Raw genomic sequence first — 23,992 nt, forward strand, 5'->3', positions numbered from 1 at the left:
GCCGCATGTCCCATTTCTTTATCCGCCGCCCGATTTTCGCCATCGTCCTGTCGCTGATCATCATGCTGGCCGGCGGCATCGCCGTCTTCAAGCTGCCGGTCGAACAATTTCCTCCGGTCTCGCCGCCGGTGGTGCAGATTGCCGCCACCTTCCCCGGCGCCTCGGCCGAAACGCTGCAGAACACCGTGATCCAGGTGATCGAACAGCAGATGAGCGCGATCGACAACCTGCTGTACATGTCCTCGATCAGCGACGATACGGGCCAGTCGACCACCACCCTGACCTTTGCGCCGGGCACCGATCCCGATATCGCCCAGGTGCAGGTACAGAACAAGCTGCAGTCGGCCACCTCGCGCCTGCCGGCCGAAGTACAGCAATCGGGCCTGCGCGTGACCAAGTCGACCAGTGACTTCCTGATGGTGGCCGGTTTTGTCTCGGACGACAACAGCATGAGCAAGTTCGACATTTCGAACTATGTGGCCTCGAATATCCAGGATCCCTTGAGCCGCATTCCCGGCGTGGGCAGCATGAACCTGTTCGGCACCCAGTACGCGATGCGCGTCTGGCTCGACCCCGTGAAACTGACCAGCTATGCCCTCACGCCACTGGACGTCAACCAGGCGATCCAGACGCAGAACGTGCAGATCTCGGGCGGCCAGCTGGGCGGCTCGCCGTCGGTGCCGGGCCAGATGCTGAGCGCCACCATCACGCAAGCGACCCTGCTGCGCACGCCGGAGCAGTTCGGCCGCATCCTGCTGAAAGTGCTGCCGGACGGCGCCCGCGTGCGCCTGGCCGATGTGGCGCGCATCGCGCTGGGGCCGGAAAACTACAACGTCGACGTGCGCTACAACGGCAAGAGCGCCTCGGGCCTGGGCATTCAATTGGCGCCCGGCGCCAATGCGCTGGCCACGGCCGAAGCCGTGCGTGCGCGCCTGATCGAACTGGCGCCCTACTTCCCGCGCGGCCTGCGCGTGGTGTATCCGAACGACGTCACGCCGTTCATCGAAGTGTCGATCCATGAAGTGGTCAAGACCCTGATCGAAGGCATCATCCTGGTGTTCCTCGTGATGTATCTGTTCCTGCAGAACGTGCGCGCCACCCTGATTCCGTCGATCACCGTGCCGGTGGTGTTGCTGGGCACGTTTGGCGTGATGTCGGCGATGGGCTTTACCATCAATACCCTGTCGATGTTCGGCCTGGTGCTGGCGATTGGCCTGTTGGTCGACGACGCCATCGTGGTGGTGGAAAACGTCGAGCGCGTGATGCATGAAGACGGGCTGGAGCCGTTCGAGGCCACGCAAAAAGCGATGGGCCAGATCAGCAGCGCACTGATCGGCGTGGCGCTGGTGCTGTGCGCCGTGTTCGTGCCGGTGGCGTTTTCCAGCGGCACGGTGGGCGCCATCTACCGCGAATTTTCGCTGACGGTGGTGGCCTCAATGCTGCTGTCGGTATTCGTCGCCCTGACCCTGACGCCCGCCCTGTGCGCGATGGTGCTGAAGCGTCCCGATCCGGGCCACGCCGACAAAAAAGGATTCTTCGGCTGGTTCAACCGCGCATTCGATGCGCGCCGCGACGGCTACCTGGGCGGCGTGGCCGGCATCGTGCGCCACCGCGGCCGCTGGCTGCTGGTCTATGCGGCGCTGATCGGCATGGTGCTGTGGCTGTTCATGCGCCTGCCGGGCGGCTTTTTGCCGAACGAAGACCAGGGCTATATGTTCGTGCAGGTGCAGACGCCGGCCGGCAGCACGCTGGAGCGTACCGGCGCCGTGCTCGATGAAATCAGCAGCTACCTGCTGAAGGACGAGGCGGCGATGGTCGACGCCACCATGATGATCAACGGCGCCAACTCGAACGGCCGCGGCCAGAACCTGGGCCGGCTGTTCGTGCGCCTGAAACCGTGGGGCGAGCGCAAGGACAGCAAGCTGGCCGTCTCGGCGCTCGGCGCGCGCATCGCGGCGCGCTACGGCAACTACCAGGGCGCGCTGATCACGCCGATCGAGCCGCCGCCGATCCGTGGCCTCGGTTCCGCCGCCGGCTTCTCGTTCCAGCTGCAGGACCGGGGCAACCTGGGCCATGCGGCATTGGCCAAGGCGCGCGACCAGTTGCTGGAGCTGGCACGCCAGGACCCGGACCTGATGCAGGTGCGTTTCACGGGCCAGGCCGACAACCCGACCTATAAAATCAATATCGACCATGAAAAGGCGGCCGCGCTGGGCGTGTCGCTGAGCGAAGTCGACCAGACGTTTTCCACCGCCTGGGGCTCGAAATACATCAACAATTTTTTCGACACCGACAACCGCATCAAGCGCGTCTATGTGCAGGCCGATGCGCCGTTCCGCATGAACCCGGACGACATCAAGCTGCTGCACGTGCGTAACAAGCAGGGCGACATGGTGCCGTTCTCCGCGTTTGCCACGGCCGAATGGGCCTGGGGCTCGCCGGCCATGCAGCGCTACAACGGCGTGGAAGCGGCCGAGATCCTCGGCAAGCCGGCTGCCGGCAAGAGCACGGGCCAGGCGATGGCGGCGATGGAGCGGCTGGCGCAGCAACTGCCGCAGGGCATCGGCTACGAATGGAGCGGCATCTCGCTGCAGGAATCGAAAGCCGGTGCCCAGGCGCCGCTGCTGTACGCGCTGTCGATCCTGGTGGTGTTCCTGAGCCTGGCCGCGCTGTATGAAAGCTGGTCGGTGCCGGTCTCGGTGATCCTGGTGGTGCCGATCGGCATCCTGGGCGCGCTCGGCGCGGCCAGCCTGTTCGGCATGTCGAACGATGTGTACTTCCAGGTGGGCTTGCTCACCACCATCGGCCTGTCGGCCAAGAACGCGATTTTGATCGTGGAATTTGCGCGCGAGCTGCAGCAGCATGGCGCGACGCCCCTGGCCGCCGCCATGGAAGCGGCCAAGCTGCGGCTGCGCCCCATCATCATGACCTCGATGGCCTTCGTGCTGGGCGTACTGCCGCTGGCGCTGGCGTCCGGCGCGGGCGCGGCCAGCCAGAAGGCGCTCGGCATCGGCGTGATCGGCGGCATGCTGAGCGCGACCTTCCTGGCCACCTACATGATTCCCCTGTTTTATGTGCTGGTGGCGGGCAAGGTCAAACCGGCCAAACCGGCCGCCACGCCTGCGGCCGTTGAAGGAGCGCATTGATGACTTATCTGAAAACCATTTTCGCCGCCGCCAGCATCGTGGCCCTGGCCGGCTGTTCGCTGCAGGAGCCGTACCTGCGCCCGCCGGCAGGCGCGCCGGTGGCCTACCCGGCCGGTCCCGCCTATGCGGCAAACGAGCCGGCCGGCGCGCTGGCGGCGGCCGACACGGGCTGGGCCGAATTTCTCGGCGACGCCAGCCTGCGCCGGCTGGTGCGCATCGCGCTCGACAACAATCGCGACCTGCGCGTGGCCATGCTGCGCGTCGAGCAGGCCAGCGCCCAGCTGCAGCTGCAGCGCGCGGCCACGCTGCCGCAGGTCGACCTGGCCGCGTCGGGCAGCAACAGCAAGAACAATGCGGCCAGCACCGGCGACGCCAGCCGCAACCATGGCGTGACGCACAACCGCAGCGTGGGCCTGTCGGCCTCGTGGGAACTCGATTTCTTTGGCCGCCTGCGCTCGCTCGACGAGGTGGCGCGCGAACAGTACCTGGCCACCAGCCATGCGCGCCAGGCGGCGCAGATCGCACTCGTTGCCCAGGTCAGCGAACAGTACCTGGCCATGCTGGCGTTCGGCGAGCAGCTGGCCGTCAGCAACGACACGGAACTGGCGGCGCGCGAATCGTACCGCATCGCCAGGCTGCGCTACGACACGGGCACCGGCTCGGAACTCGATGCCACGCTGGCGCAAGGCGTGGTGCAGCAGGCGCACGCCAACCAGGCCTCGCTGACGCGCCAGCAGGCGCAGGCCAGAAATGCGCTGGTGCTGCTGCTGGGCCAGAACCTGCCGGCCGACCTGCCGGCACCGGTGCCGCTGCGCGACCTGGCGCTGATGGCCGATATTCCGGCCGGCCTGCCCTCGGACCTGCTGCTGCGCCGGCCCGACGTGCAGCAGGCCGAAGCGCTGCTGCGCGCCGAGAACGCCCGCATTGGCGTGGCGCGCGCGGCGTTTTTCCCGCAGATCGCGCTGACGGCCACGGCCGGCACGGCCAGCTCCAGCCTGGGCAACTTGTTCAACGCCGGTTCGGGCGCCTGGTCGTTCGCGCCGCAACTGCTGCTGCCGCTGTTCGATGGCGGCGCCAACCAGGCCAACCTCGACGCGGTGAAGATCGGCAAGGACATCGGCGTCGCGCAATATCAGAAGAGCGTGCAGGGCGCGTTCCGCGAGGTGGCCGACGGCCTGGCCGCGCGCGGCACCTACGAGGCGGAACTGGCGGCGCGGCAAGCCTACAGCGACACCCAGCAGCGCCGCCTGGCGCTGGCCGAGCTGCGCTACGACAACGGCGTGGACGATTACCTGAGCGTGCTGAACGCCAAGACTGACCTGTACAATGCGCAGATCGCCCTCGTCGCGGCGCGCCTGAACCGCTGGAACAGCCTGCTGGAACTGTACCGTGCCCTGGGCGGCGGCTGGCGCGAACATGGCGCGACCTGAACCGAGACGAGGCTGGCAGTGAAATTATTATTAGTGGAAGACAACGAGCGCGTATCGCGCTTCGTCATCAAGGGACTGGGCGAGGCCGGACACACGGTCGACCATGCCGACAACGGCCGCGACGGCATGTATCACGCCGTCAGCGCCACCTATGACGCCATCATCATGGACCGCATGCTGCCGGGCGGCATCGACGGCCTGGCCATCGTGGAAACCCTGCGCAAGAGCGGCAACCGGGTGCCGATCCTGATCCTGAGCGCGCTCGACGGCGTGGACGAGCGCATCCGCGGCCTGAAAAGCGGCGGCGACGACTACCTGATCAAGCCGTTTGCCTTTGGCGAGCTGCTGGCCAGGCTCGACGCCCTGCTGCGCCGCTCGCAGGAAAAAAGCGTGGAAACCAGCCTGTCGCTGGGCGGCCTGTCGATCGACCTGCTGACGCACAAGGTGATCCGTGACGGCAAGCAGCTGACCCTGCAGCCGCGCGAATTCAAGCTGCTCGAATACCTGCTGCGCCACGCCAACCAGATCGTCACGCGCACCATGCTGCTGGAAAATGTGTGGGACTACCATTTCGATCCGCAGACCAATGTGATCGACGTGCATATCAGCAAGCTGCGCCAGAAGATCGACGCGGGCTTTCCCACCCAGCTGCTGCGCACCGTGCGCAGCGCCGGCTACATGCTGAGCGACCATGCCTAGGCTGCCGCGTCTGCTGCGCGTGCCCGGCTTTTCCGCGCGCACCATTGCGGTCGGCTACGTCACCGTCAGCCTGCTGGTGCTGGCCATGTTTGCCGGCCCGCTGTGGTACACCTGGAAAACCAATGTGGAGGAAGTACGCACGGAACTGCTGCAGGCCGACACCGAACGGCTCAGCAAACTGTTCGTGCGCAATGGCCCCGGCGCGCTGTCGGCCGCCATCGAAGCGCAGGCCGGCGGCGTATACCAGGGCGTGGGGCGGCTGATGCTGTTCATGGCGCCAAACGGCGTCAAGCTGGCCGGCAATCTCGACGCCTGGCCCGCTGGCGCACCCGGCCACACCAGTCCGTGCGCGGCCACCATCGTGGTAGACGGCATCGAACGCCGGGTCGAGCTGACCCAGACCGCACTGCCGGGCGGCTACCGGCTGCTGCTGGCGAGCAATCTGAATCGGTTTGAAAAACTGGAAAAGCTGTTTATCTACGGCCTGCTCGGCTGCGGCATCGCCGTGCTGCTGGTGGCCGTGCTGGGCGCCCTGCTGATCCGCCGCGTGCTGCTGCGCAAGGTCGACAGCATCAGCCAGACCACGGCCGCCATCATGGCCGGCAAGCTGTCGCAGCGCCTGCCCGCGCCGCACCAGGGCGACGAGCTGGAAATGCTCACGCATACGGTGAACGGCATGCTCGAGCAGATCGAACACCTGGTGCACGGGGTGCAGGATGTGTCCAATTCGATCGCCCATGACCTGCGCACGCCGCTGTCCGAGCTGCGCGCGCGGCTGGAAGAACTGTCGCTGACGCGCCCGAACGAAGCGGAAACCTATGCCGAGATCGACGCCGCCATCAACGACGTCGACCGCGTGATGGCCATCTTCAACGCCCTGCTGCGCCTGGCCGAAATCGACAGCGGCACGCGCCGCGGCGGCTTCGTGCCGGTCGACCTGGCGCGCCTGGCGGCCGAAGTGACGGAGTTCTATCTGCCGGTAGCCGAGCTGAACGACGTCAGCCTGACCTTCGCGCCGCAAGGCCTGCTGCAGCTGGTGGGCGACCCGGTGCTGCTGGCCCAAGCCTTGGGCAACCTGGTGGAAAACGCCTTGAAATATGCGCCGGCGCACGGCAGCATCACGATCGCCGTGCGGCGCGACAGCGAGCAGATGATCGAGTTATCAGTGGCCGATAACGGCCCCGGCGTACCCGAAAGCGAACGTGCGCGCGTGGTCGAGCGTTTTTACCGCAGCGACACCAGCCGCGGCACGCCGGGCGTGGGGCTGGGCCTGGCGCTGGTGTCGAGCGTGGCGCAGCTGCATGGCGGAATTTTGCGGCTGGAGGATAACCGGCCGGGATTGCGGGCGGTGCTGTGCCTGGCGGTACCGGCGGTGTTGTCGGATTACGCGGCGTACCGGCGCTAATCCGACCTGCGAGAGTGGAGGCGCCTTTGGTGGTGTCGGTTTACGCTACGCTAATCCGACCTACGATCCTTCTCACATAGATCGGGCAGGTCGGGTAGGTCGGATTAGGCGCGTAGCGCCGTAATCCGACACCATTGTTGACATGGAAATCACGCCTTTAACAACAACGCCACCGCCTCCGCCGCGATCCCCTCCTCGCGCCCCAGATAGCCGAGCTTTTCATTGGTCTTGGCCTTGATATTGACCTGCCCCACCGTCACGCCCAGATCCTCGGCCACATTGGCGCACATGGCGCCGATATGCGGCGCCATTTTCGGGCGCTGGGCGATGATGGTGGCATCGATATTGCCGACCACATAGCCGGCGGCACGCACGCGCGAGACGGCTTCGCGCAGCAGGGTGCGCGAGTCGGCGCCCTTGAACTGCGCATCGGTATCAGGGAAATGGCGGCCGATATCGCCCAGCGCCGCCGCGCCGAAGATGGCGTCGGTGATCGCGTGCAGCAGCACGTCGGCGTCGGAGTGGCCCAGCAGGCCCAGGTGGTGCGGTATCTTCACGCCGCCGATAATCAGGTCGCGGTTTTCCACCAGCGCGTGGCAGTCATAACCCTGGCCGATGCGGAACGGTAATACGGGAGTCGCAGTAGTGCTCATCGAAATCTCTTCAAAAATAAATCAAGGGTTGGCCAGGTACATCTCTGCCGTCTGTATATCGCGCGGCAAGGTCACCTTCAGGTTGCGCGGATGGCCTTCGACCAGTTTCGGCGCCAGGCCCAGCGCTTCGACGGCGGAAGCGTCGTCGGTAATCGCTTGCGGATCGGGCGCTTCGCACAGGGCGCGGTGCAGCAGCGCATAGGAAAACATCTGCGGCGTCTGCGCCAGCCACAGGCCGTCGCGCGGCACGGTGGCGGCCGACAGGTTCCCCTGCCCTGCCCGCTTGACCGTATCGACCACGGGCAGAGCCAGCAGGCCGCCGGCCGGATGGTCGCCCACCTCGGCGATCAGTTTGGCGACCAGCGCAGGCGTCAGGCCAGGCCGGGCCGCGTCGTGCACCAGCACCTGGTCGTGCACGTCGACGATGCCGTGCAGCGCCTGCAGGCCGTTCAGGATGGTCTCCATGCGGGTGGCGCCGCCGCAGCGCAATACCGTCACGCCATGCGATGGAATCACGCCGTCGATCAGGCCATCGGCGGCGCTGACCACCACATAGGTGTGCGCAATCAGCGGGCTGGCCAGAAAGGCGTCGAGCGCGTGGCGCAGCATGGGTTTGCCTGCAATAGTCAGGTATTGCTTGGGGCTGCCCGCCTCCATGCGCGCGCCCACGCCGGCGGCGGGGATCAGTGCGAAATGGCGGGCGGTCTTCACTTGTTCGGTCATTGCTGCTTTCTTCACTTGCCGGCCGGCGCCTTGCCGGCCAATATGTTCTGGATCTCGCCATTGCAGGCCTTGCCGAGGCGTGCATATTCCTGCGGCGAATCGATGGCGGCCTGCAGGATTTCCACCTTGCGCATTTCCGCCTTGATATACGGCAGCCAGCCCGTGTCGATTTCGCGCGCCAGCGCCGCCTTGGCCGTGCCGCGCGGCGCATACAGCGGGCGCGCCTCGAAACGTTTTGCCAGCGCCGCGCGCACGGTCTTTTCCACGCGCGGCAGGTAGTCCATATAGGTTTTCAGGTGGCGCAGCTCGTGCTTGAGTATCTCATCATACGCGCAGGTGCCGGGCGGAAACTCGCGGCCGATATAGATCACCACCGGCACATAGGTAATCGTCACGCCGATCTGCGGCGCCACGCATTCGTAGCCGCTGACGGGGTCCTGCAGCATCGGGCCGGCCAGCGCGATCCGGATCTGCGATTCGGTCTTGGTCAGTCCCAGCACGTAGGCGTTCTGGCGCGCCACGCCCTTCATGGCCGTCAGCGCCTTGTACGGCAGATGGGTGTCGATGCTGTAGCCGTTCTGCTGCGCCGTCAGCACCGAGACGGTCTTGCTGATGGTGTCTTCGCAGCGGATCTGGAATGGCGTGCGCGCGGCCGCCTGGGCGCCGTCGCTGGCGAACACCAATAACAGCGAAATCAGCGCGCGCATGACGAACCCGGCTCGCGTATCAGGCAGGCTGCCAGGCGCCACTGGTGATTTTATCGAGCCAGAAGATGCCGATCACGGTCTTCACGTCGGTGATCGTGCCGTCGCGCACCCAGTCCAGCAGCTGCGGCACGGTGGCCGTAAACGTTTCCAGGAATTCGCCTTCGTCGAGCTGGCGTTCGCCTGCCACCAGGCCGCGCGCCACGAACAGCTCCAGGTGCTCGTCCGAATACGCGATGGCGTTGTGGATGGTCGAGACGAATTGCCAGTCGGTCGCCGTATAACCGGTCTCTTCCAGCAGTTCGCGCTTAGCGCAATCGAGATAGTCTTCGCCGGCATCGATCTTGCCGGCCGGGAATTCGATAAATACCTGGTTCAGCGGATAGCGGAACTGCCGCTCCATCAGCACCGTGCCATCGTCGAGCAGCGGCAGGATCACCACGGCGCCCGGGTGCAGGATATATTCGCGGTCGGTGATCTTGCCGTCCGGCAGGCTGACGCGGTCGCGCTGCACCTGCAGGAAGCTGCCTTCGAAGACGGTCTCGCCGTCCACTTTTGTTTCAGTCAGATGCGGGTCCATGCGTTTCCTTTTAATTAATAAAAAACGGCGCCAGAGGCGCCGCTTTCGGAGGATATCAAGCGCGTTGCTTGCGTAAATAACGCGCCACAAAGCCGGGGAAAGCCAGCACCAGGAACAGGCAGCCGGTGATGGCGTAAAACTCCCAGGTCTGCGGGAAGGCGTTGCCGATGCGCGCTTCGAGCACGAACGCCAGGCTGCCGACGATGAAGTACAAAATCACCATCTCCAGCAGGCGCAGTGCCAGCGGCTTGCGCCAGCGCTTGCCATCGGCTGCCGGCGCACCCTGTTTCAAGGGCACGGCGGCAAACAGCTTGTCGTTAAAGAACGGCAGGTTGGCCGCCAGGATGCCCATGGCGATCACCAGCCAGCTCGAAGCGGCGACATCCATCTTACGAGGCCAGCGTCTTGGTAATGGCCGTTGCGCAGGCCGCCAGGATGCTGTTCGGCAAGATACCGAGCACCAGCACCATCGCGCCGTTGGCAGCGAGTACCAAGCGCATGTCGCCATGCACCACCAGCGCGTTGGTGTCGATCGGCTCGTCGAACCACATCATTTTCACCACGCGCAGGTAGTAGAAGGCGCCGATCAGCGAGAACAGCACGGCCAGGATGGTCAGCCAGATCTGGCCGGTGCCCAGCACGGCGGCCAGCACCGAGTACTTGGCCATGAAGCCCATCAGCGGCGGCACGCCGGCCAGCGAGAACATGAACAGGGTCATCACCAGCGCGAAGATCGGGCTGCGCTTGCCCAGGCCCTTGAAGTCGGCCAGTTCTTCCGCTTCAAAACCATTGCGGGCCAGCAGCATGATCACGCCGAAGGTACCGAGCGTGGTAAACACGTAGGTAACGACGTAGTACATGGCCGCGCCGTAGGCATTGGCCGCACCGGAGGCGTTCAGCACGCCGGTGGTTTCGGTGAAGGTGCCCGACATCAGGCCCAGCAGCACGAAGCCCATCTGCGCAATGGTGGAGTACGCCAGCATGCGCTTCAGGTTGGTCTGTGCGATCGCGGTGAAGTTGCCGATTGCCAGCGACATCACGGCCAGCACCATCAGCATCTGTTGCCAGTCGCGCGCCATCGGCAGCAGGCCTTCGGCCAGCAAGCGCAGGCAGATGGCGAACGCAGCCAGTTTCGGCGCCGCGCCCAGCAGCAACGTCACGGCGGTAGGCGAACCTTGGTACACGTCCGGTACCCACATGTGGAATGGCACCACGCCCAGTTTGAAGGCCAGGCCGGCAACCAGGAACACCAGGCCGAACACCATGATGGTGCCGTTGGCGGTGCCCGATTCCAGCGCCACGCGCACGGTGTGCAGGTCCAGCGAGCCGGTGGCACCGTACAGCATCGAGATACCGTACAGCATGAAACCGGAAGCCAGCGCCCCGAGGATGAAGTATTTCATCGCCGCTTCGGTGGCCTTGGCATTGTCGCGGCGCAGCGCGATCAGTGCGTACAGCGACAGCGACATCAGTTCCAGACCCAGGTAGATGATCAGGAAGCTGTTGGCCGAGATCATGATCATCTGGCCCAGCAGTGCGAACAGGGCCAGCACGTAGAACTCGCCGCCCAGGTTACCCGACAGCATGGTGCGGTCGGTGGCATAGCTGCGCGAGTAGATCAGGGTCATCGCGACGGCGCCATACGAGAACAGTTTCAGCAGCTGCGACATCGGGTCCGACACGAACATGTTGTGGAACGTGTAGACGGTGGTGCCGGCGTTGAAGTCGCCCACGGTCAGCAAGGCGCAGCCTGCCAGCGTCAGCAGCGACAGCGCATAGGTGATCGAACGCTTCGCCGCAGGCAAGAACATATCGATCAGCAGGATCGCCGAGGTGGCGATCAGCAGAAAGATTTCCGCGTACAGCGGTACCAGGTTGGGTGAATTAGTCATGTTTAGGGTTCTTCGTATTTAAGGCAACTTGCTGATGGCGACATGCTTGAGCAGGTCGGTCACCGAAGTTTGCATCGTGTCGGTGAACGGCGCTGGGTACAGACCCATCACGAGCACGGCGATTGCCAGCACAGCAAGCATGAAGAATTCACGTTTGTTGATGTCGGTCAGTTCAGCCACATGCTTGTTCTTGATCTTGCCGAACACCACGCGCTTGGCCATCCACAGCGAGTACGCCGCGCCCCAGATCAGTGCCGTTGCAGCCAGCAGGCCGATCCAGAAGTTGAATTGCACCGCGCCAAGGATCACCATGAACTCGCCGACGAAACCGGAGGTGGCCGGCAAGCCGCAGTTGGCCATCGAGAACAGCACGAAGAAAGCGGCAAATTTCGGCATGCGGTTCACTACCCCGCCGTAGTCGGCGATGTTACGGGTATGCATGCGGTCGTACAGCACGCCGATGCACAGGAACATCGCGCCCGAGATAAAGCCGTGCGACACCATCTGCACGATACCGCCCTGCACCGAGATGTCGTTGAACATGAAGAAGCCCAGCGTGACGAAACCCATGTGGGCGATCGACGAATAGGCGACCAGCTTTTTCATGTCGGTCTGCACCAGCGCGACCAGGCCGATATAGATCACGGCGATCAGCGACAGCGCGATCATGAAGCCCGACAGGTAGTGGCTGGCGTCCGGCGTGATCGGCAGCGAGAAACGCAGGAAGCCGTAGGCGCCCAGTTTCAGCATGATGGCGGCCAGCACGGCGGAACCACCGGTAGGCGCTTCGACGTGGACGTCCGGCAGCCAGGTGTGGACCGGGAACATCGGCACCTTGACGGCAAACGCCATCAGGAAGGCGATGAAGATGAAGATCTGTTCGCGCATCGACAGCTTGAAGGCATGCCATTCGAGGATGTCGAAGGTACCGGTTTGCGAGCGCAGGTAGATGATGGCGACCAGCGTCAGCAGCGAGCCGAAGAAGGTGTACAGGAAGAACTTGAACGAGGCGTACACGCGGTTCGAACCGCCCCAGATACCGATGATGATGTACATCGGGATCAGGGTAGCTTCAAAGAAGAAGTAGAACAGCAGGCCGTCCATGGCGCAGAACACGCCGATCATCAGGCCCGACAGGATCAGGAACGCGCCCATGTACTGGGCAATGCGCTTCTCGATCACCTGCCAGGCCGAGATCACCACGATCACCGTGATGAAGGCGGTCAGCGGCACGAACCACAGCGACAGGCCGTCGATGCCGAGCGAGTACCAGATATTGAACTGGTTAATCCAGGGCGATTTTTCAACGAACTGCATGCCGTGCGCGGCATTGTCGAAATGCTGGATCAGCGGCAAGGTGCACAGCATGCTGAGCACCGCGCCAGCCAGCGACAGCCAGCGGGTAAAACCCGCTTTGCTGTCGCGGCCGAGAGCCAGGACCAGGACGCCGCAAATGATCGGCACCCAGATCGACAGACTCAGGTAAGGAGGTAGTGTAGAAATCGTAGACTGCATCATGGTTCTCAGTATTCTTTTATCAGGTCAGCTTACTTAGCGGGCCAGAATGGCAGGAAATAGATCAGGGCAGCCAGCACGCCGAGGATCATCACGAACGCGTAGTGGTAGATATAACCCGTCTGCAACACACGCGACAGCGACGAGATCCAGCCAACCACTTTGGCGCTGCCATTGACCACCAGGCCATCGATGAGCTTTTTGTCACCGAAGTTCCACAGGCCATTGCCCAACACGCGGGCGCCGCCGGCAAACACGACTTCATTGAACTTGTCCATGTAGTACTTGTTGTCCAGCACGGTGTGGATCGCGTGGAACTTGGCAAAGAACCAGGCCGGCACGCGCGGATTGACCATATAGCAGTAGTAAGCCGCCACCACGCCGGACAGGGCCAGCCAGAACGGCGCGGTCGACAGGCCGTGCAGCGCCATTGCCATCGCACCGTGGAACTCGTGCGACAACTCTTCCATTGCAGGATGGTTTTCGCCGACAAAGATCACGCCCTTGAAGAAGTCGCCATGCAGCATCGGGCCGATGGTCAGGTAGCCGATGAGGGCCGAAGGAATCGCCAGCATCACCAGCGGGAACCAGACCACGAATGGCGATTCATGCGGCTTCTGGCCAGGCTCCAGGCCGTGGTGCGCGTGGTCGTCTTCCTCTTCTTCATGATGCGCGTCCGAATCATGCGCGTGGGCGTCATGCTTGGCCGCGGGCGCGTGATGGTCGTCATGGCCGTGCGCGTGCGCCTGGCCGAAGCGTTCCTTGCCGTGGAAGACCAGGAAGTACATGCGGAACGAGTAGAAGGCGGTCACGAACACACCGGCCAGCACGGCGAACTGCGCAAAGCCGGCGCCCCAGATATGGGTCGCTTCGACCGCTTCGATAATGCTGTCTTTCGAGTAGAAACCCGAGAACAGCGGCGTGCCGATCAGGGCCAGCGAACCGATCAGGGAAGTGATCCAGGTGATCGGCATGTATTTGCGCAGGCCGCCCATGTTGCGGATGTCCTGGTCATGGTGCATGCCGATAATGACCGAACCGGCGCCCAGGAACAGCAGTGCCTTGAAGAATGCGTGGGTCATCAGGTGGAATACGGCCACCGAGTAGGCGGACGAACCGAGCGCGACCGTCATGTAACCGAGCTGCGACAGGGTCGAGTAAGCGACCACGCGCTTGATGTCGTTCTGGATGATGCCCAGGAAACCCATGAACAGTGCCGTGATGGAGCCGATCACCAGGATGAAGGACAAGGCCGTGTCGGACAGTTCGAACAGCGGCGACATGCGCGAGACCATGAAGATGCCGGCCGTCACCATCGTCGCGGCGTGGATCAGTGCCGAGATCGGGGTAGGACCTTCCATCGAGTCAGGCAGCCACACGTGCAGCGGGAACTGCGCCGATTTGCCCATCGCGCCGATGAACAGGCAGATGCAGGCAACTGTCAGCAGGGCCCAGTCGGTGCCAGGCAGGCTGAGCAGCGACAGTGCTTCTTTCTTGGCAAACACTTCCTGGTAGTTCATGGTACCGGCGTACGCCAGCAGCAGGCCGATGCCGAGGATAAAGCCGAAGTCGCCCACGCGGTTGACCAGGAAGGCCTTCATGTTGGCCACGATGGCCGTCGGACGCTGGTACCAGAAACCGATCAGCAGGTACGAGACCAGGCCCACGGCTTCCCAGCCGAAGAACAGCTGCAGGAAGTTGTTGGCCATGACCAGCATCAGCATCGAGAACGTGAACAGCGAGATGTAGGCGAAGAAGCGGTTGTAGCCTTCGTCGTCCTTCATGTAGCCGATCGTGTAGATGTGCACCATCAGCGAGACAAAGGTGACCACGCACATCATCATCGCCGACAGCGAATCGATCTGGAAGCCCACTTCCATCTTCAGGGTGCCGATCGTCATCCAGTTATAGATCGTGCCATTGAATGTCGCGCCATCCATCACTGCCAGCAGCGTCTGCACGGACAGGATGAACGCGATCAGTACGCCCAGGATCGTCGCGGTATGCGACGTCTTGCGACCGACCAAATTACCCAGGAACTGGGTGCCAAGCAAACCTGCAATCGCGGCACCGGCCAGCGGCGCCAGCGGTACGGCAAGAAGGAGGTTAGGGTTTAGAAGTTGCCCCGCCATGATGAACCTTAATCGTTATTATTCGAGAGATCGAGTCTGAAAAACATCAGCCTTTGAGGCTGTCCAGGTCTTCGACGTTGATGGTATCCAGATTACGGAACATCACCACCAGAATAGCCAGACCGATAGCCGACTCAGCGGCGGCAACCGTCAGGATGAAGAAAACGAAGATCTGACCGGCCGCGTCACCCAGGAAATGGGAAAACGCGATGAAGTTCATGTTCACCGCCAGCAGCATCAATTCGATTGCCATCAGCAATACGATGATGTTCTTGCGGTTCAGGAAAATCCCGATGATCGAGATGGCGAACAGGATCGCGCCCAGGACCAGGAAATGTGTAAGCGTAAGTGTCATGGTGTCTCCTTGCCTTCCGGCGCCGCTGGACGCTCGACGACCGCGTCCATCTTGATGATCTTCAGGCGGTCGTTGCGCTTGACGCGCACGGCATCGCCCGGAGCAAAGTGCTTGGTGTCCTTGCGCTTGCGCAGCGTCAGCGCGACAGCGGCAACGATGGCCACCAGCAGCACCACGGCGGCGATTTCAAAGGCAAACACATACTCGGTGTAGATCAGCATGCCCAGTTCCTTGGTGCCGCCCAGGTTGACGTTGGCCGGGGCGATGCTTGGCGAGAAGTTGCGGAAACCATGCCACAGCACGGCGGCCATTTCCAGCACGATGATCACGCCAACCGTCACCGACAGCGGCAGGTAGCCCCAGAAGCCTTCGCGCATGCGGTCGATATTAATATCGAGCATCATGACCACGAACAGGAACAGCACCATCACGGCGCCGACATACACCAATACCAGCACGATGGCCAGGAATTCAGCTTGCAGCAGCATCCAGATGCCTGCCGCGGAAAAGAAGGACAGCACCAGGAACAGTACTGCGTGGACCGGATTACGGGCCGTGATGACGCGCGTCGCTGCCAAAATCAAGATCAGCGAAAAGGCGTAAAACAAAATTGTTTTAAAGTCCATAAAAAACCCAATAGACGTACAGATGAACGAGGGGCGCGCCGCAGCTTTGGGGCTGCGGCGCATCCATCAGCGATAAGGTGCGTCGGCGGCGCGTGCGGCGGCGATCTCGTTTTCATAACGATCGCCCACGGCCAGCAACATCTCTTTCGTGTAATACAAATCGCCGCGTTTCTCGCCGTGGTATTCCAGCACGTGCGTTTCGACGATCGAATCGACCGGGCAGGACTCTTCGCAGAAACCGCAGAAGATGCACTTGGTCAAATCAATATCGTAGCGCGTGGTACGGCGCGAACCGTCGTCACGCTGCTCCGATTCGATCGTGATGGCCATCGCCGGGCAGACTGCTTCGCACAGTTTGCAGGCGATGCAACGTTCCTCGCCGTTCGGGTAGCGGCGCAGCGCGTGCAAGCCACGGAAACGCGGCGAGATCGGTGTCTTCTCTTCCGGGAATTGCACCGTGATCTTGCGCGAAAACATGTACTTGCCAGTCAGCGCCATGCCCTTGATCAGCTCGCCTAACAGGAGACTGCTGAAAAAATCTTTTACCTTATCCATTCGTATGCACTCTCTTACTTCCAAATATTCCAGGATGTCTGCATCCAGGCTGCGACGAAGACCAGGTAGACCAGCGTCAACGGGATAAACACTTTCCAGCCGAGGCGCATGATCTGGTCATAACGGTAGCGCGGGAAAGTACCACGCACCCAGACGAACAGCGACACGATGAAGAAGGTCTTGGCAAACAGCCAGAAGAAGCCGCCGAAACCACCCCAGAATTCGAGGAAGCCGAACGGTGCCGACCAGCCGCCGAGGAACATGATCGAAGCGAGCGCGCCGATCAGGATCATGTTGGCGTATTCGGCCAGCATGAACATGGCGTAGGCCATGCCCGAATATTCGACCATGTGGCCGGCCACGATTTCCGACTCGCCCTCGACCACGTCGAACGGGTGGCGGTTGGCTTCGGCCAGGCCCGACACCAGGTAGATGACGAACATCGGCAGCAGCGGCAGCCAGTTCCACGACAGGAAGTTCACGCCCTTGTCGGCGAAGTAGCCGATCTGCTGGCCGCCGACGATGTCGATGAAGTTCAGGCTGCCCGACACCATCAGCACGATCACCATCACGAAACCCATCGGGATTTCATACGAGATCATCTGTGCCGAGGCGCGCATGGCGCCCATGAACGAGTACTTCGAGTTCGAGGCCCAGCCGGCGATGATGATGCCATAGACTTCCATCGAGGTAATCGCCAGCAGCAGCAGCAGGCCGGCGTTGACATTGGCCAGCACCGCTTCCGGACCGAACGGCACCACCGACCAGGCGGCCAGGGCCGGCATGATGGTCATGATCGGACCGATCACGAACAGGCCCTTGGCGGCCTTGGACGGGATGATAATCTCTTTGAACAAGAGTTTGAGCGCATCGGCGATCGGCTGCAGCAGGCCCAGCGGACCCACGCGGTTCGGACCGACGCGGATCTGGATCCAGCCGATCAGCTTGCGCTCCCACAGGGTGGCGTAAGCAACCAGGCCCATCAGCGGCAACAGCACGCACAGGATCTTGATCAGCGTCCAGAAGAACGGCCAGGTCACGCCCAGCAGGTTCTGCCCGCCGGTATTGATGACGTTTACAAATTCAGGCAGCGCCATCAGATGTTCCCCTCTGCTGTTTCAACTGTGATGTCACCGAACATGCCGCCCAGGCGAGCGGTCGAGGCATGCGCCGCCGACACTTTCACCACATTGGCTGGCAGGCCGGCATGGATGGCCGCTACCAGGATGGCGCTGCCGGCGCCCTGCGCCACCTTGACCTTGTCGCCGGCCTTGATGCCCAGCTTGTCGGCCAGTGCTGGCGACAGGTGCGCTTGCGGCGCGGCGCCGTCGGCCGTGCGCAGCAGCGGCTCGGAGCGGCGTACCAGCGCGTCGGCAAAGTAGATCGGCACGTCGGCGATGCGTTGCAGCGCCGGCGAAGCCGGTGCATACGTGCTGGCCGCCGGTGCGTTTTTCGCGACATTGCTCAGCTGTGCCGACAGGTCGGTCACGCCTACGCCGAACGCTTCGTCGCGGATCGCTTCGGAGGTGTCATAGTCGAAACCTGGCAGGCCGAGGATATTGCCCAGCACGCGCAGCACTTTCCAGGCCGGACGGGTTTCCGCCAGCGGTTTCACGGTGCCATTGAAACTTTGCGCGCGGCCTTCGCAATTGACGAAGGTGCCCGAGGTTTCGGCGAACGGCGAAATCGGCAGCAGCACGTCGGCATAGTCCACGCCGTGCTTGAAGGCGGACATGGCAACGACCATGTCGGCGCCGTCCAGCGCGGCGCGGGCTGCCTGTGGATTGGCGCTATCGAGTTCCGGCTCGGCGTGCAGCAGCACGTAGGCTTTTTTCGGTGCGGCAAACGCGGCCTGCGCATTGCTGCGCGGCTTGACCACCAGGTGCGCGCCTACCGTGTTGGCCGCTTCCGTCAGGTAGCCCAGGGTGGCGCCGGTCTGTTCCGAAATCCATTGTGCGGCAGCGTGCAGTTGCGACGCCTGCGGGTGTTGCGTTGCCGCGTTGCCCAGCAGGATGGCGCCATGGTCGCCGGCCATCAGGCTGGCGGCGATATTGGCGGCCACGTCCGACGCGTTGACCGCATCGAAACCGGCAGGTGCGGCGATCTCTTTTGCTTTCGCAACAGCGACCACCACTTCCGACAAGGCGGCCAGCCAGTCGCTCGGCGCAACGATCATCTTGTTGGCGATGTTCATCAGCTGCTCGTCGTCCGACGCATGCAGGATCGACAGCTTGGCGCCGCCCTTGACGGAGGCGCGCAGGCGCGTGGCCAGCAGCGGGTGGTCCTTGCGCAGGAACGAGCCGATGACGAAGGCGCGCTTGATCTGCGCGAAGTCGGTGATCGGCATGCCCAGCCAAGGTTTGACATTGGCGTCGAGCGCGAAGTCGGTCTGGCGCAGGCGGAAGTCGACGTGCTCGGAACCGAGGCCGTTGACGACTTTTTGCAGCAGGACCAGTTCTTCCACGGTAGAGTGCGGCGTGGCCAGCGCGGCGATGGCGTCGGCGCCATGTTCGTGCTTGATGTTTTTCAGGCCGTGCGCCACATATTCCAGCGCGGTTTGCCAGTCGACTTCTTTCCACTCGTTGCCCTGTTTCAGCATCGGCGAGGTCAGGCGCTCGGCACTGTCCAGCGCTTCGTACGAGAAACGGTCCTTGTCCGAGATCCAGCATTCGTTGACGGCCTCGTTTTCCAGCGGCAGCACGCGCTTGACCTTGCCAGCTTTCACTTGCACGATCAGGTTGGCACCCAGGCCGTCATGCGGGCTGACCGATTTGCGGCGCGACAATTCCCAGGTACGGGCGCTGTAGCGGAACGGCTTCGAGGTCAACGCACCCACCGGGCACAGGTCGATCATGTTGCCCGACAGTTCGGAGTCGACCGTCTGGCCGACAAACGACACGATTTCCGAGTGTTCACCGCGGCCGATCATGCCCAGCTCCATCACGCCGGCCACTTCCTGGCCAAAGCGTACGCAGCGGGTGCACTGGATGCAGCGCGCCATCTCCTGCATCGAGACCAGCGGACCGGCTTCCTTCGGCTTCACGACGCGCTTGTCTTCCTGGTAGCGCGATTCGCTCTTGCCGTAGCCGACTGCCAGATCCTGCAACTGGCATTCGCCGCCCTGATCGCAGATAGGGCAATCGAGCGGGTGGTTAATCAACAGGAATTCCATCACGGACTTCTGCGCCTGCACAGCCTTGTCGCTGGCGGAGCGCACGATCATGCCGGCGCTGACCGGGGTCGCGCAAGCGGGCAAAGGCTTGGGCGCCTTTTCCACTTCGACCAGGCACATGCGGCAGTTCGCTGCGATCGACAATTTCTTGTGATAGCAGAAGTGCGGAATGTAGGTTCCCAATTTGTTGGCGGCGTCCATCACCATGCTACCAGCAGGGACTTCGACTTTTTTGCCGTCTATTTCGATTTCAACCATGGTGATCGTTACCTGACGCAGCTTAGATGTAAGCGGGCACTAAGCAATGCTTGTGCTCGACATGATATTCAAATTCTTCACGGAAATTCTTAATGAAGGCCCGTACCGGCATGGCAGCCGCATCGCCCAGCGCGCAAATGGTGCGGCCCTGGATGTTGTCGGCGATCGAGTTGAGCATGTCCAGGTCGTCTGGACGACCCTGCCCCTGCTCGATGCGGTGCACCATGCGGTACATCCAGCCTGTGCCTTCACGGCAAGGCGTACACTGGCCGCACGATTCCTCAAAGTAGAAGTAGGACAGGCGTTCCAGCGCCTTGACCATGCAGCGTGTTTCGTCCATCACGATGACGGCGCCCGAACCGAGCATCGAACCGGCTTTCGCGATCGAGTCGTAGTCCAGGTCGGTCTGCATCATGATGTCGCCGCGGATCACTGGCGCGGACGAGCCGCCAGGAATCACGGCCTTGATCTTTTTGCCGCCACGCATGCCGCCTGCCAGTTCCAGCAGTTTGGCAAACGGCGTGCCGAGCGGCACTTCGTAGTTGCCCGGCAGTTCCACGTCGCCCGAGATCGAGAAGATCTTCGAACCGCCGTTGTTCGGCTTGCCCATCGCCAGGTATTTCTCCGGACCGATGTTCAGCACGAACGGCACGGCCGCGAACGTTTCCGTATTGTTGATGGTGGTCGGCTTGCCGTACAGGCCAAACGAGGCCGGGAAAGGCGGCTTGAAGCGCGGCTGGCCTTTCTTGCCTTCCAGCGATTCGAGCAGTGCGGTTTCTTCGCCGCAGATATAGGCGCCATAACCATGGTGCGCATGCAACTGGAACGAGAATTCGCTGCCCATGATCTTGTCGCCCAGGAAGCCGGCGGCGCGCGCCTCTTCCAGCGCTTCTTCGAAACGCAGGTATTCCTGGAAGATCTCGCCGTGGATATAGTTGTAGCCCACGGTGATGCCCATCGCGTAAGCGCCGATCGCCATGCCTTCGATCAGCGCATGGGGATTGTAGCGAATGATGTCGCGGTCCTTGAACGTGCCCGGTTCGCCTTCATCGGTATTGCAGACGAGGTATTTCTGTCCAGGGAACTGGCGCGGCATGAAGCTCCACTTCAGGCCGGTCGGGAAGCCCGCGCCGCCACGGCCGCGCAAGGACGAAGCCTTGAGGTCGGCGATGATCTGTTCCGGCGTGATCTTCTCTTCCAGGATGCGGCGCAGGGCCGAATAGCCGCCGCGGTTCACATAGTCTTGCAAATGCCAGTTCTTGCCATCCAGATCCTTCAGGATCAATGGATCGATATGGCGGTTGTGGAGTGACGTCATTTCTTGAGTTCCTCCAGCATGGCGTCGATTTTCTCGTTCGACATCCAGCTGCACATGGTTTTATTACTGACCAGCAGGACAGGCGCATCGCCGCAAGCGCCCATGCACTCGCCTTCGACCAGCGTGAACTGGCCGTCCGGGGTGGTTTCGCGGAAATCGATGCCCAGCTTCTGCTTCAGGTATTCCGCTGCGCGCACGCCGCCCGACAGGGCGCATGGCAGGTTGGTGCACACGGTGATCTTGTGCTTGCCGACCGGTTTCACGTTGTACATGTTGTAGAACGTGGCAACTTCCTGCACCGCAATCGCCGGCATGCCGATATAGTCGGCCAGTTCCTTCATGGTTTCCGGCGCCAGCCAGCCCAGTTCATCCTGGGCGTGGGCCAGCGCGGCCATCACGGCCGACTGGCGCTGATCGCCTGGATACTTGGCCAGTTCGCGGTCAATTTTTTTATAGCACTGCTCTGATAACAACATACTTTTTGCCTCTTAGCGGTCAATACTGCCGAACACGATGTCTTGCGTACCGATGATGGTCACGGCGTCGGCAATCATGTGTCCACGCGCCATTTCGTCGAGCGACTGCAAGTGCGCATAATCGGGTGCACGCAGCTTCATGCGGTACGGCTTGTTGGCGCCATCGGACACCAGATAGATGCCGAACTCGCCTTTCGGATGTTCGACCGCGCTGTAGGCTTCGCCCGGCGGCACGTGGAACCCTTCCGTGAACAGCTTGAAGTGGTGAATCAAGGACTCCATGTTGGTCTTCATGTCGACACGGCCCGGAGGCGCCACCTTGCGGTTGCTGGTCATGACAGGACCCGGATTGTTGCGCAGCCACTCCACGCACTGCTTGATGATGCGGTTGGCCTGGCGCATTTCTTCCACGCGGACCAGGTAGCGGTCGTAGCAGTCGCCGTTGGTGCCGATCGGAATGTCGAAGTCCATCAGGTCGTACACTTCGTACGGCTGCTGCTTGCGCAAATCCCATTTCACGCCCGAACCGCGCAGCATGGCGCCGGTAAAGCCCATCGCCAGCGCATCTTCCGGCGACACCACGCCGATGCCGACCGTACGCTGTTTCCAGATACGGTTGTCGGTCAGCAGCGTTTCGTATTCATCGACATAGGTCGGGAAACGGCGCGTGAAGTCTTCGATGAAGTCCAGCAGCGAACCCTGGCGGTTTTCATTGAGCTTGCCTATGGCTTTCGCGTTGCGGATGATCGAGGCCTTGTGCTGCGGCATCGCGTCCGGCAGGTCGCGGTACACGCCGCCCGGACGGTAGTAGGCCGCGTGCATGCGCGCGCCCGACACCGCTTCGTAGCAGTCGAACAAATCTTCGCGGTCGCGGAAGCAGTACAGGAACGGGCCCATGGCGCCGACGTCGAGCGCGTGCGCGCCGAGCCACATCAGGTGGTTCAGCACGCGGGTGATCTCGTCGAACATCACGCGGATGTATTGCGCGCGCAGCGGCACTTCCAGGCCCAGCAGCTTTTCGATCGCCATCACGTAGGCGTGTTCATTGCACATCATCGACACATAGTCGAGACGGTCCATGTACGGCACCGATTGCAGGTAGGTCTTCTGTTCGGCCAGCTTCTCGGTAGCGCGGTGCAGCAGGCCGATATGGGGGTCGGCACGCTGGATGACTTCGCCATCGAGCTCGAGCACCAGGCGCAGCACGCCGTGCGCGGCCGGGTGCTGTGGCCCAAAGTTCAGGGTGTAGTTCTTAATCTCAGCCATTATTTCATCCCGTAATGTTCTTCGCGGATCACGCGCGGCACGTTTTCCCGCGGCTCGATCGTCACGGGCTGGTAAATCACGCGCTTCTGTTCCGGGTCGTAGCGCATCTCGACATAACCGGAAACCGGGAAGTCCTTGCGGAACGGATGGCCGATGAAACCGTAGTCGGTCAGGATGCGGCGCAGGTCGTTGTGGCCTTCGAACAGAATGCCCACCAGGTCGAACGCTTCGCGCTCGTACCAGTTGACCGAACGCCAGATGTTGATCACCGACGGCAGCAGCGGCATGTCGTCATCGGGCGCGAACACGCGCACGCGCACGCGCCAGTTGTGCTTGACCGACAGCAAATGCGACACGGCCGCAAAACGCAGCCCATCCCATGTACCGTCGCCATAGGTCGAATAGTCGACGCCGCACAGGTCGAGCAGCTGCTCGAAATGCAGGGTCGGATCGTCGCGCAGCGTCTGCATCACGGCCAGGTAGTCCTCGGCCTTGACGACCAGCGTGACTTCGCCCAGCGCAACGGTCGTGCTGACGCGTTCGCCCAAGGCAGTGCCGAGGGCGTTTTGCAATACTTCTAAATGTGTTGTCATAATCTGAAGCGGCCCGGTTAGCGTGCGATCGTGCTGGTACGCTTGATCTTGTTCTGCAGTTGCATGATGCCGTACAGCAGCGCTTCCGCTGTCGGAGGGCAGCCTGGCACATACACGTCAACAGGAACGATGCGGTCGCAACCACGCACCACGGAGTACGAATAGTGGTAGTACCCGCCGCCATTGGCGCAGGACCCCATCGAGATGACCCAGCGCGGCTCGGCCATCTGGTCGTAGACCTTGCGCAGTGCCGGCGCCATCTTGTTGCACAGCGTGCCGGCAACGATCATCACGTCGGACTGACGCGGCGACGGACGGAACACGACGCCGAAACGGTCCATGTCGTAGCGGGCTGCGCCCACGTGCATCATTTCGACCGCACAGCAGGCCAGACCGAACGTCATCGGGAACATCGACCCGGTACGCGCCCAGTTGATCAGCTTGTCGGCCGAGGTGGTGATGAAACCTTCGCTTAATACGCCTTCAATAGCCAT

The 23,992-nt window shown here is 62.3% G+C and carries 22 protein-coding genes; 4 read left to right on the plus strand and 18 right to left on the minus strand.

The features are described from left to right. Nucleotides 1-5 precede the first annotated feature (5 nt). From RTQ46_RS02405 to RTQ46_RS02420, 4 genes are read left to right on the plus strand one after another with little or no spacing between them, the layout of a single operon-like run. Nucleotides 6-3,146, plus strand: coding sequence for an efflux RND transporter permease subunit (locus RTQ46_RS02405; RefSeq protein WP_312434368.1), 3,141 nt, complete (start codon nt 6-8; stop codon nt 3,144-3,146). After that, the gene (locus RTQ46_RS02410) at nt 3,146-4,576 is read left to right on the plus strand and encodes an efflux transporter outer membrane subunit (RefSeq protein WP_312434369.1); all 1,431 of its coding nucleotides are present in this window, start codon (nt 3,146-3,148) and stop codon (nt 4,574-4,576) included. The genes RTQ46_RS02405 and RTQ46_RS02410 overlap by 1 nt, the downstream gene beginning before the upstream one ends. Nucleotides 4,577-4,594: 18 nt before the next feature. Further along, nucleotides 4,595-5,275 carry a response regulator transcription factor gene (locus RTQ46_RS02415; protein WP_312434370.1) on the plus strand — a complete coding sequence of 227 codons (681 nt, stop codon included), beginning with the start codon at nt 4,595-4,597 and terminating at the stop codon, nt 5,273-5,275. Continuing rightward, entirely contained in the window at nt 5,268-6,680 is a 1,413-nt protein-coding gene (locus RTQ46_RS02420; RefSeq protein WP_312434371.1) for an ATP-binding protein, read from the plus strand. Before RTQ46_RS02415 ends, RTQ46_RS02420 begins: the two co-directional genes overlap by 8 nt. A 149-nt stretch (nt 6,681-6,829) precedes the next feature. Here RTQ46_RS02420 and ispF read toward each other — a convergent pair whose 3' ends face one another. The 18 genes from ispF to RTQ46_RS02510 all read right to left on the minus strand — a co-directional run bounded on the left by ispF (nt 6,830) and on the right by RTQ46_RS02510 (nt 23,992). Beyond that, nucleotides 6,830-7,333 carry a 2-C-methyl-D-erythritol 2,4-cyclodiphosphate synthase gene (ispF, locus tag RTQ46_RS02425; protein ID WP_312434372.1) on the minus strand — a complete coding sequence of 168 codons (504 nt, stop codon included), beginning with the start codon at nt 7,331-7,333 and terminating at the stop codon, nt 6,830-6,832. A gap of 21 nt (nt 7,334-7,354) precedes the next feature. After that, entirely contained in the window at nt 7,355-8,056 is a 702-nt protein-coding gene (gene ispD, locus RTQ46_RS02430; RefSeq protein WP_312434373.1) for a 2-C-methyl-D-erythritol 4-phosphate cytidylyltransferase, read from the minus strand. Nucleotides 8,057-8,067: 11 nt separating this feature from the next. Continuing rightward, complete coding sequence (locus RTQ46_RS02435) at nt 8,068-8,763, minus strand: hypothetical protein (RefSeq protein ID WP_312434374.1); 696 nt, start codon at nt 8,761-8,763, stop codon at nt 8,068-8,070. Nucleotides 8,764-8,782: 19 nt separating this feature from the next. Then, entirely contained in the window at nt 8,783-9,340 is a 558-nt protein-coding gene (locus RTQ46_RS02440; protein WP_312434375.1) for an NUDIX hydrolase, read from the minus strand. 55 nt (nt 9,341-9,395) lie between these two features. Next, nucleotides 9,396-9,728 (minus strand): DUF2818 family protein, encoded by a 333-nt coding sequence (locus RTQ46_RS02445; protein WP_312434376.1) that lies wholly within the window; start codon nt 9,726-9,728, stop codon nt 9,396-9,398. Between the two features lies 1 nt (nt 9,729). Then, nucleotides 9,730-11,232, minus strand: a complete 1,503-nt coding sequence (nuoN, locus tag RTQ46_RS02450) for an NADH-quinone oxidoreductase subunit NuoN (RefSeq protein WP_312434377.1) — start codon at nt 11,230-11,232, stop codon at nt 9,730-9,732. Nucleotides 11,233-11,250: 18 nt separating this feature from the next. After that, nucleotides 11,251-12,750 carry an NADH-quinone oxidoreductase subunit M gene (locus RTQ46_RS02455; protein WP_312434378.1) on the minus strand — a complete coding sequence of 500 codons (1,500 nt, stop codon included), beginning with the start codon at nt 12,748-12,750 and terminating at the stop codon, nt 11,251-11,253. A 29-nt stretch (nt 12,751-12,779) separates the two neighbouring features. After that, the gene (gene nuoL, locus RTQ46_RS02460; RefSeq protein ID WP_312434379.1) at nt 12,780-14,879 is read right to left on the minus strand and encodes an NADH-quinone oxidoreductase subunit L; all 2,100 of its coding nucleotides are present in this window, start codon (nt 14,877-14,879) and stop codon (nt 12,780-12,782) included. Between the two features lie 46 nt (nt 14,880-14,925). After that, nucleotides 14,926-15,234, minus strand: coding sequence for an NADH-quinone oxidoreductase subunit NuoK (gene nuoK, locus RTQ46_RS02465; protein WP_312434380.1), 309 nt, complete (start codon nt 15,232-15,234; stop codon nt 14,926-14,928). Beyond that, nucleotides 15,231-15,860 carry an NADH-quinone oxidoreductase subunit J gene (locus RTQ46_RS02470; protein WP_312434381.1) on the minus strand — a complete coding sequence of 210 codons (630 nt, stop codon included), beginning with the start codon at nt 15,858-15,860 and terminating at the stop codon, nt 15,231-15,233. Before RTQ46_RS02470 ends, nuoK begins: the two co-directional genes overlap by 4 nt. Nucleotides 15,861-15,926: 66 nt before the next feature. Further along, entirely contained in the window at nt 15,927-16,415 is a 489-nt protein-coding gene (gene nuoI, locus RTQ46_RS02475; RefSeq protein WP_065310660.1) for an NADH-quinone oxidoreductase subunit NuoI, read from the minus strand. Between the two features lie 14 nt (nt 16,416-16,429). Then, on the minus strand, nt 16,430-17,512 hold the full coding sequence (gene nuoH, locus RTQ46_RS02480; RefSeq protein WP_312434382.1) for an NADH-quinone oxidoreductase subunit NuoH: 1,083 nt from the start codon (nt 17,510-17,512) through the stop codon (nt 16,430-16,432). Next, nucleotides 17,512-19,845, minus strand: a complete 2,334-nt coding sequence (gene nuoG, locus RTQ46_RS02485; RefSeq protein ID WP_312434383.1) for an NADH-quinone oxidoreductase subunit NuoG — start codon at nt 19,843-19,845, stop codon at nt 17,512-17,514. The genes nuoH and nuoG overlap by 1 nt, the downstream gene beginning before the upstream one ends. A gap of 22 nt (nt 19,846-19,867) precedes the next feature. Next, the gene (gene nuoF, locus RTQ46_RS02490) at nt 19,868-21,163 is read right to left on the minus strand and encodes an NADH-quinone oxidoreductase subunit NuoF (protein WP_312434384.1); all 1,296 of its coding nucleotides are present in this window, start codon (nt 21,161-21,163) and stop codon (nt 19,868-19,870) included. Next, on the minus strand, nt 21,160-21,639 hold the full coding sequence (gene nuoE, locus RTQ46_RS02495; RefSeq protein WP_312434385.1) for an NADH-quinone oxidoreductase subunit NuoE: 480 nt from the start codon (nt 21,637-21,639) through the stop codon (nt 21,160-21,162). Before nuoE ends, nuoF begins: the two co-directional genes overlap by 4 nt. A gap of 12 nt (nt 21,640-21,651) precedes the next feature. Then, complete coding sequence (locus tag RTQ46_RS02500) at nt 21,652-22,905, minus strand: NADH-quinone oxidoreductase subunit D (RefSeq protein WP_312434386.1); 1,254 nt, start codon at nt 22,903-22,905, stop codon at nt 21,652-21,654. After that, nucleotides 22,905-23,498 carry an NADH-quinone oxidoreductase subunit C gene (locus RTQ46_RS02505; RefSeq protein WP_312434387.1) on the minus strand — a complete coding sequence of 198 codons (594 nt, stop codon included), beginning with the start codon at nt 23,496-23,498 and terminating at the stop codon, nt 22,905-22,907. Before RTQ46_RS02505 ends, RTQ46_RS02500 begins: the two co-directional genes overlap by 1 nt. Before the next feature lie 17 nt (nt 23,499-23,515). Further along, nucleotides 23,516-23,992, minus strand: a complete 477-nt coding sequence (locus RTQ46_RS02510) for a NuoB/complex I 20 kDa subunit family protein (protein WP_010399733.1) — start codon at nt 23,990-23,992, stop codon at nt 23,516-23,518.

The organism is Janthinobacterium sp. (assembly GCF_031995485.1).
Classification (GTDB): Bacteria; Pseudomonadota; Gammaproteobacteria; order Burkholderiales; family Burkholderiaceae_D; genus Janthinobacterium.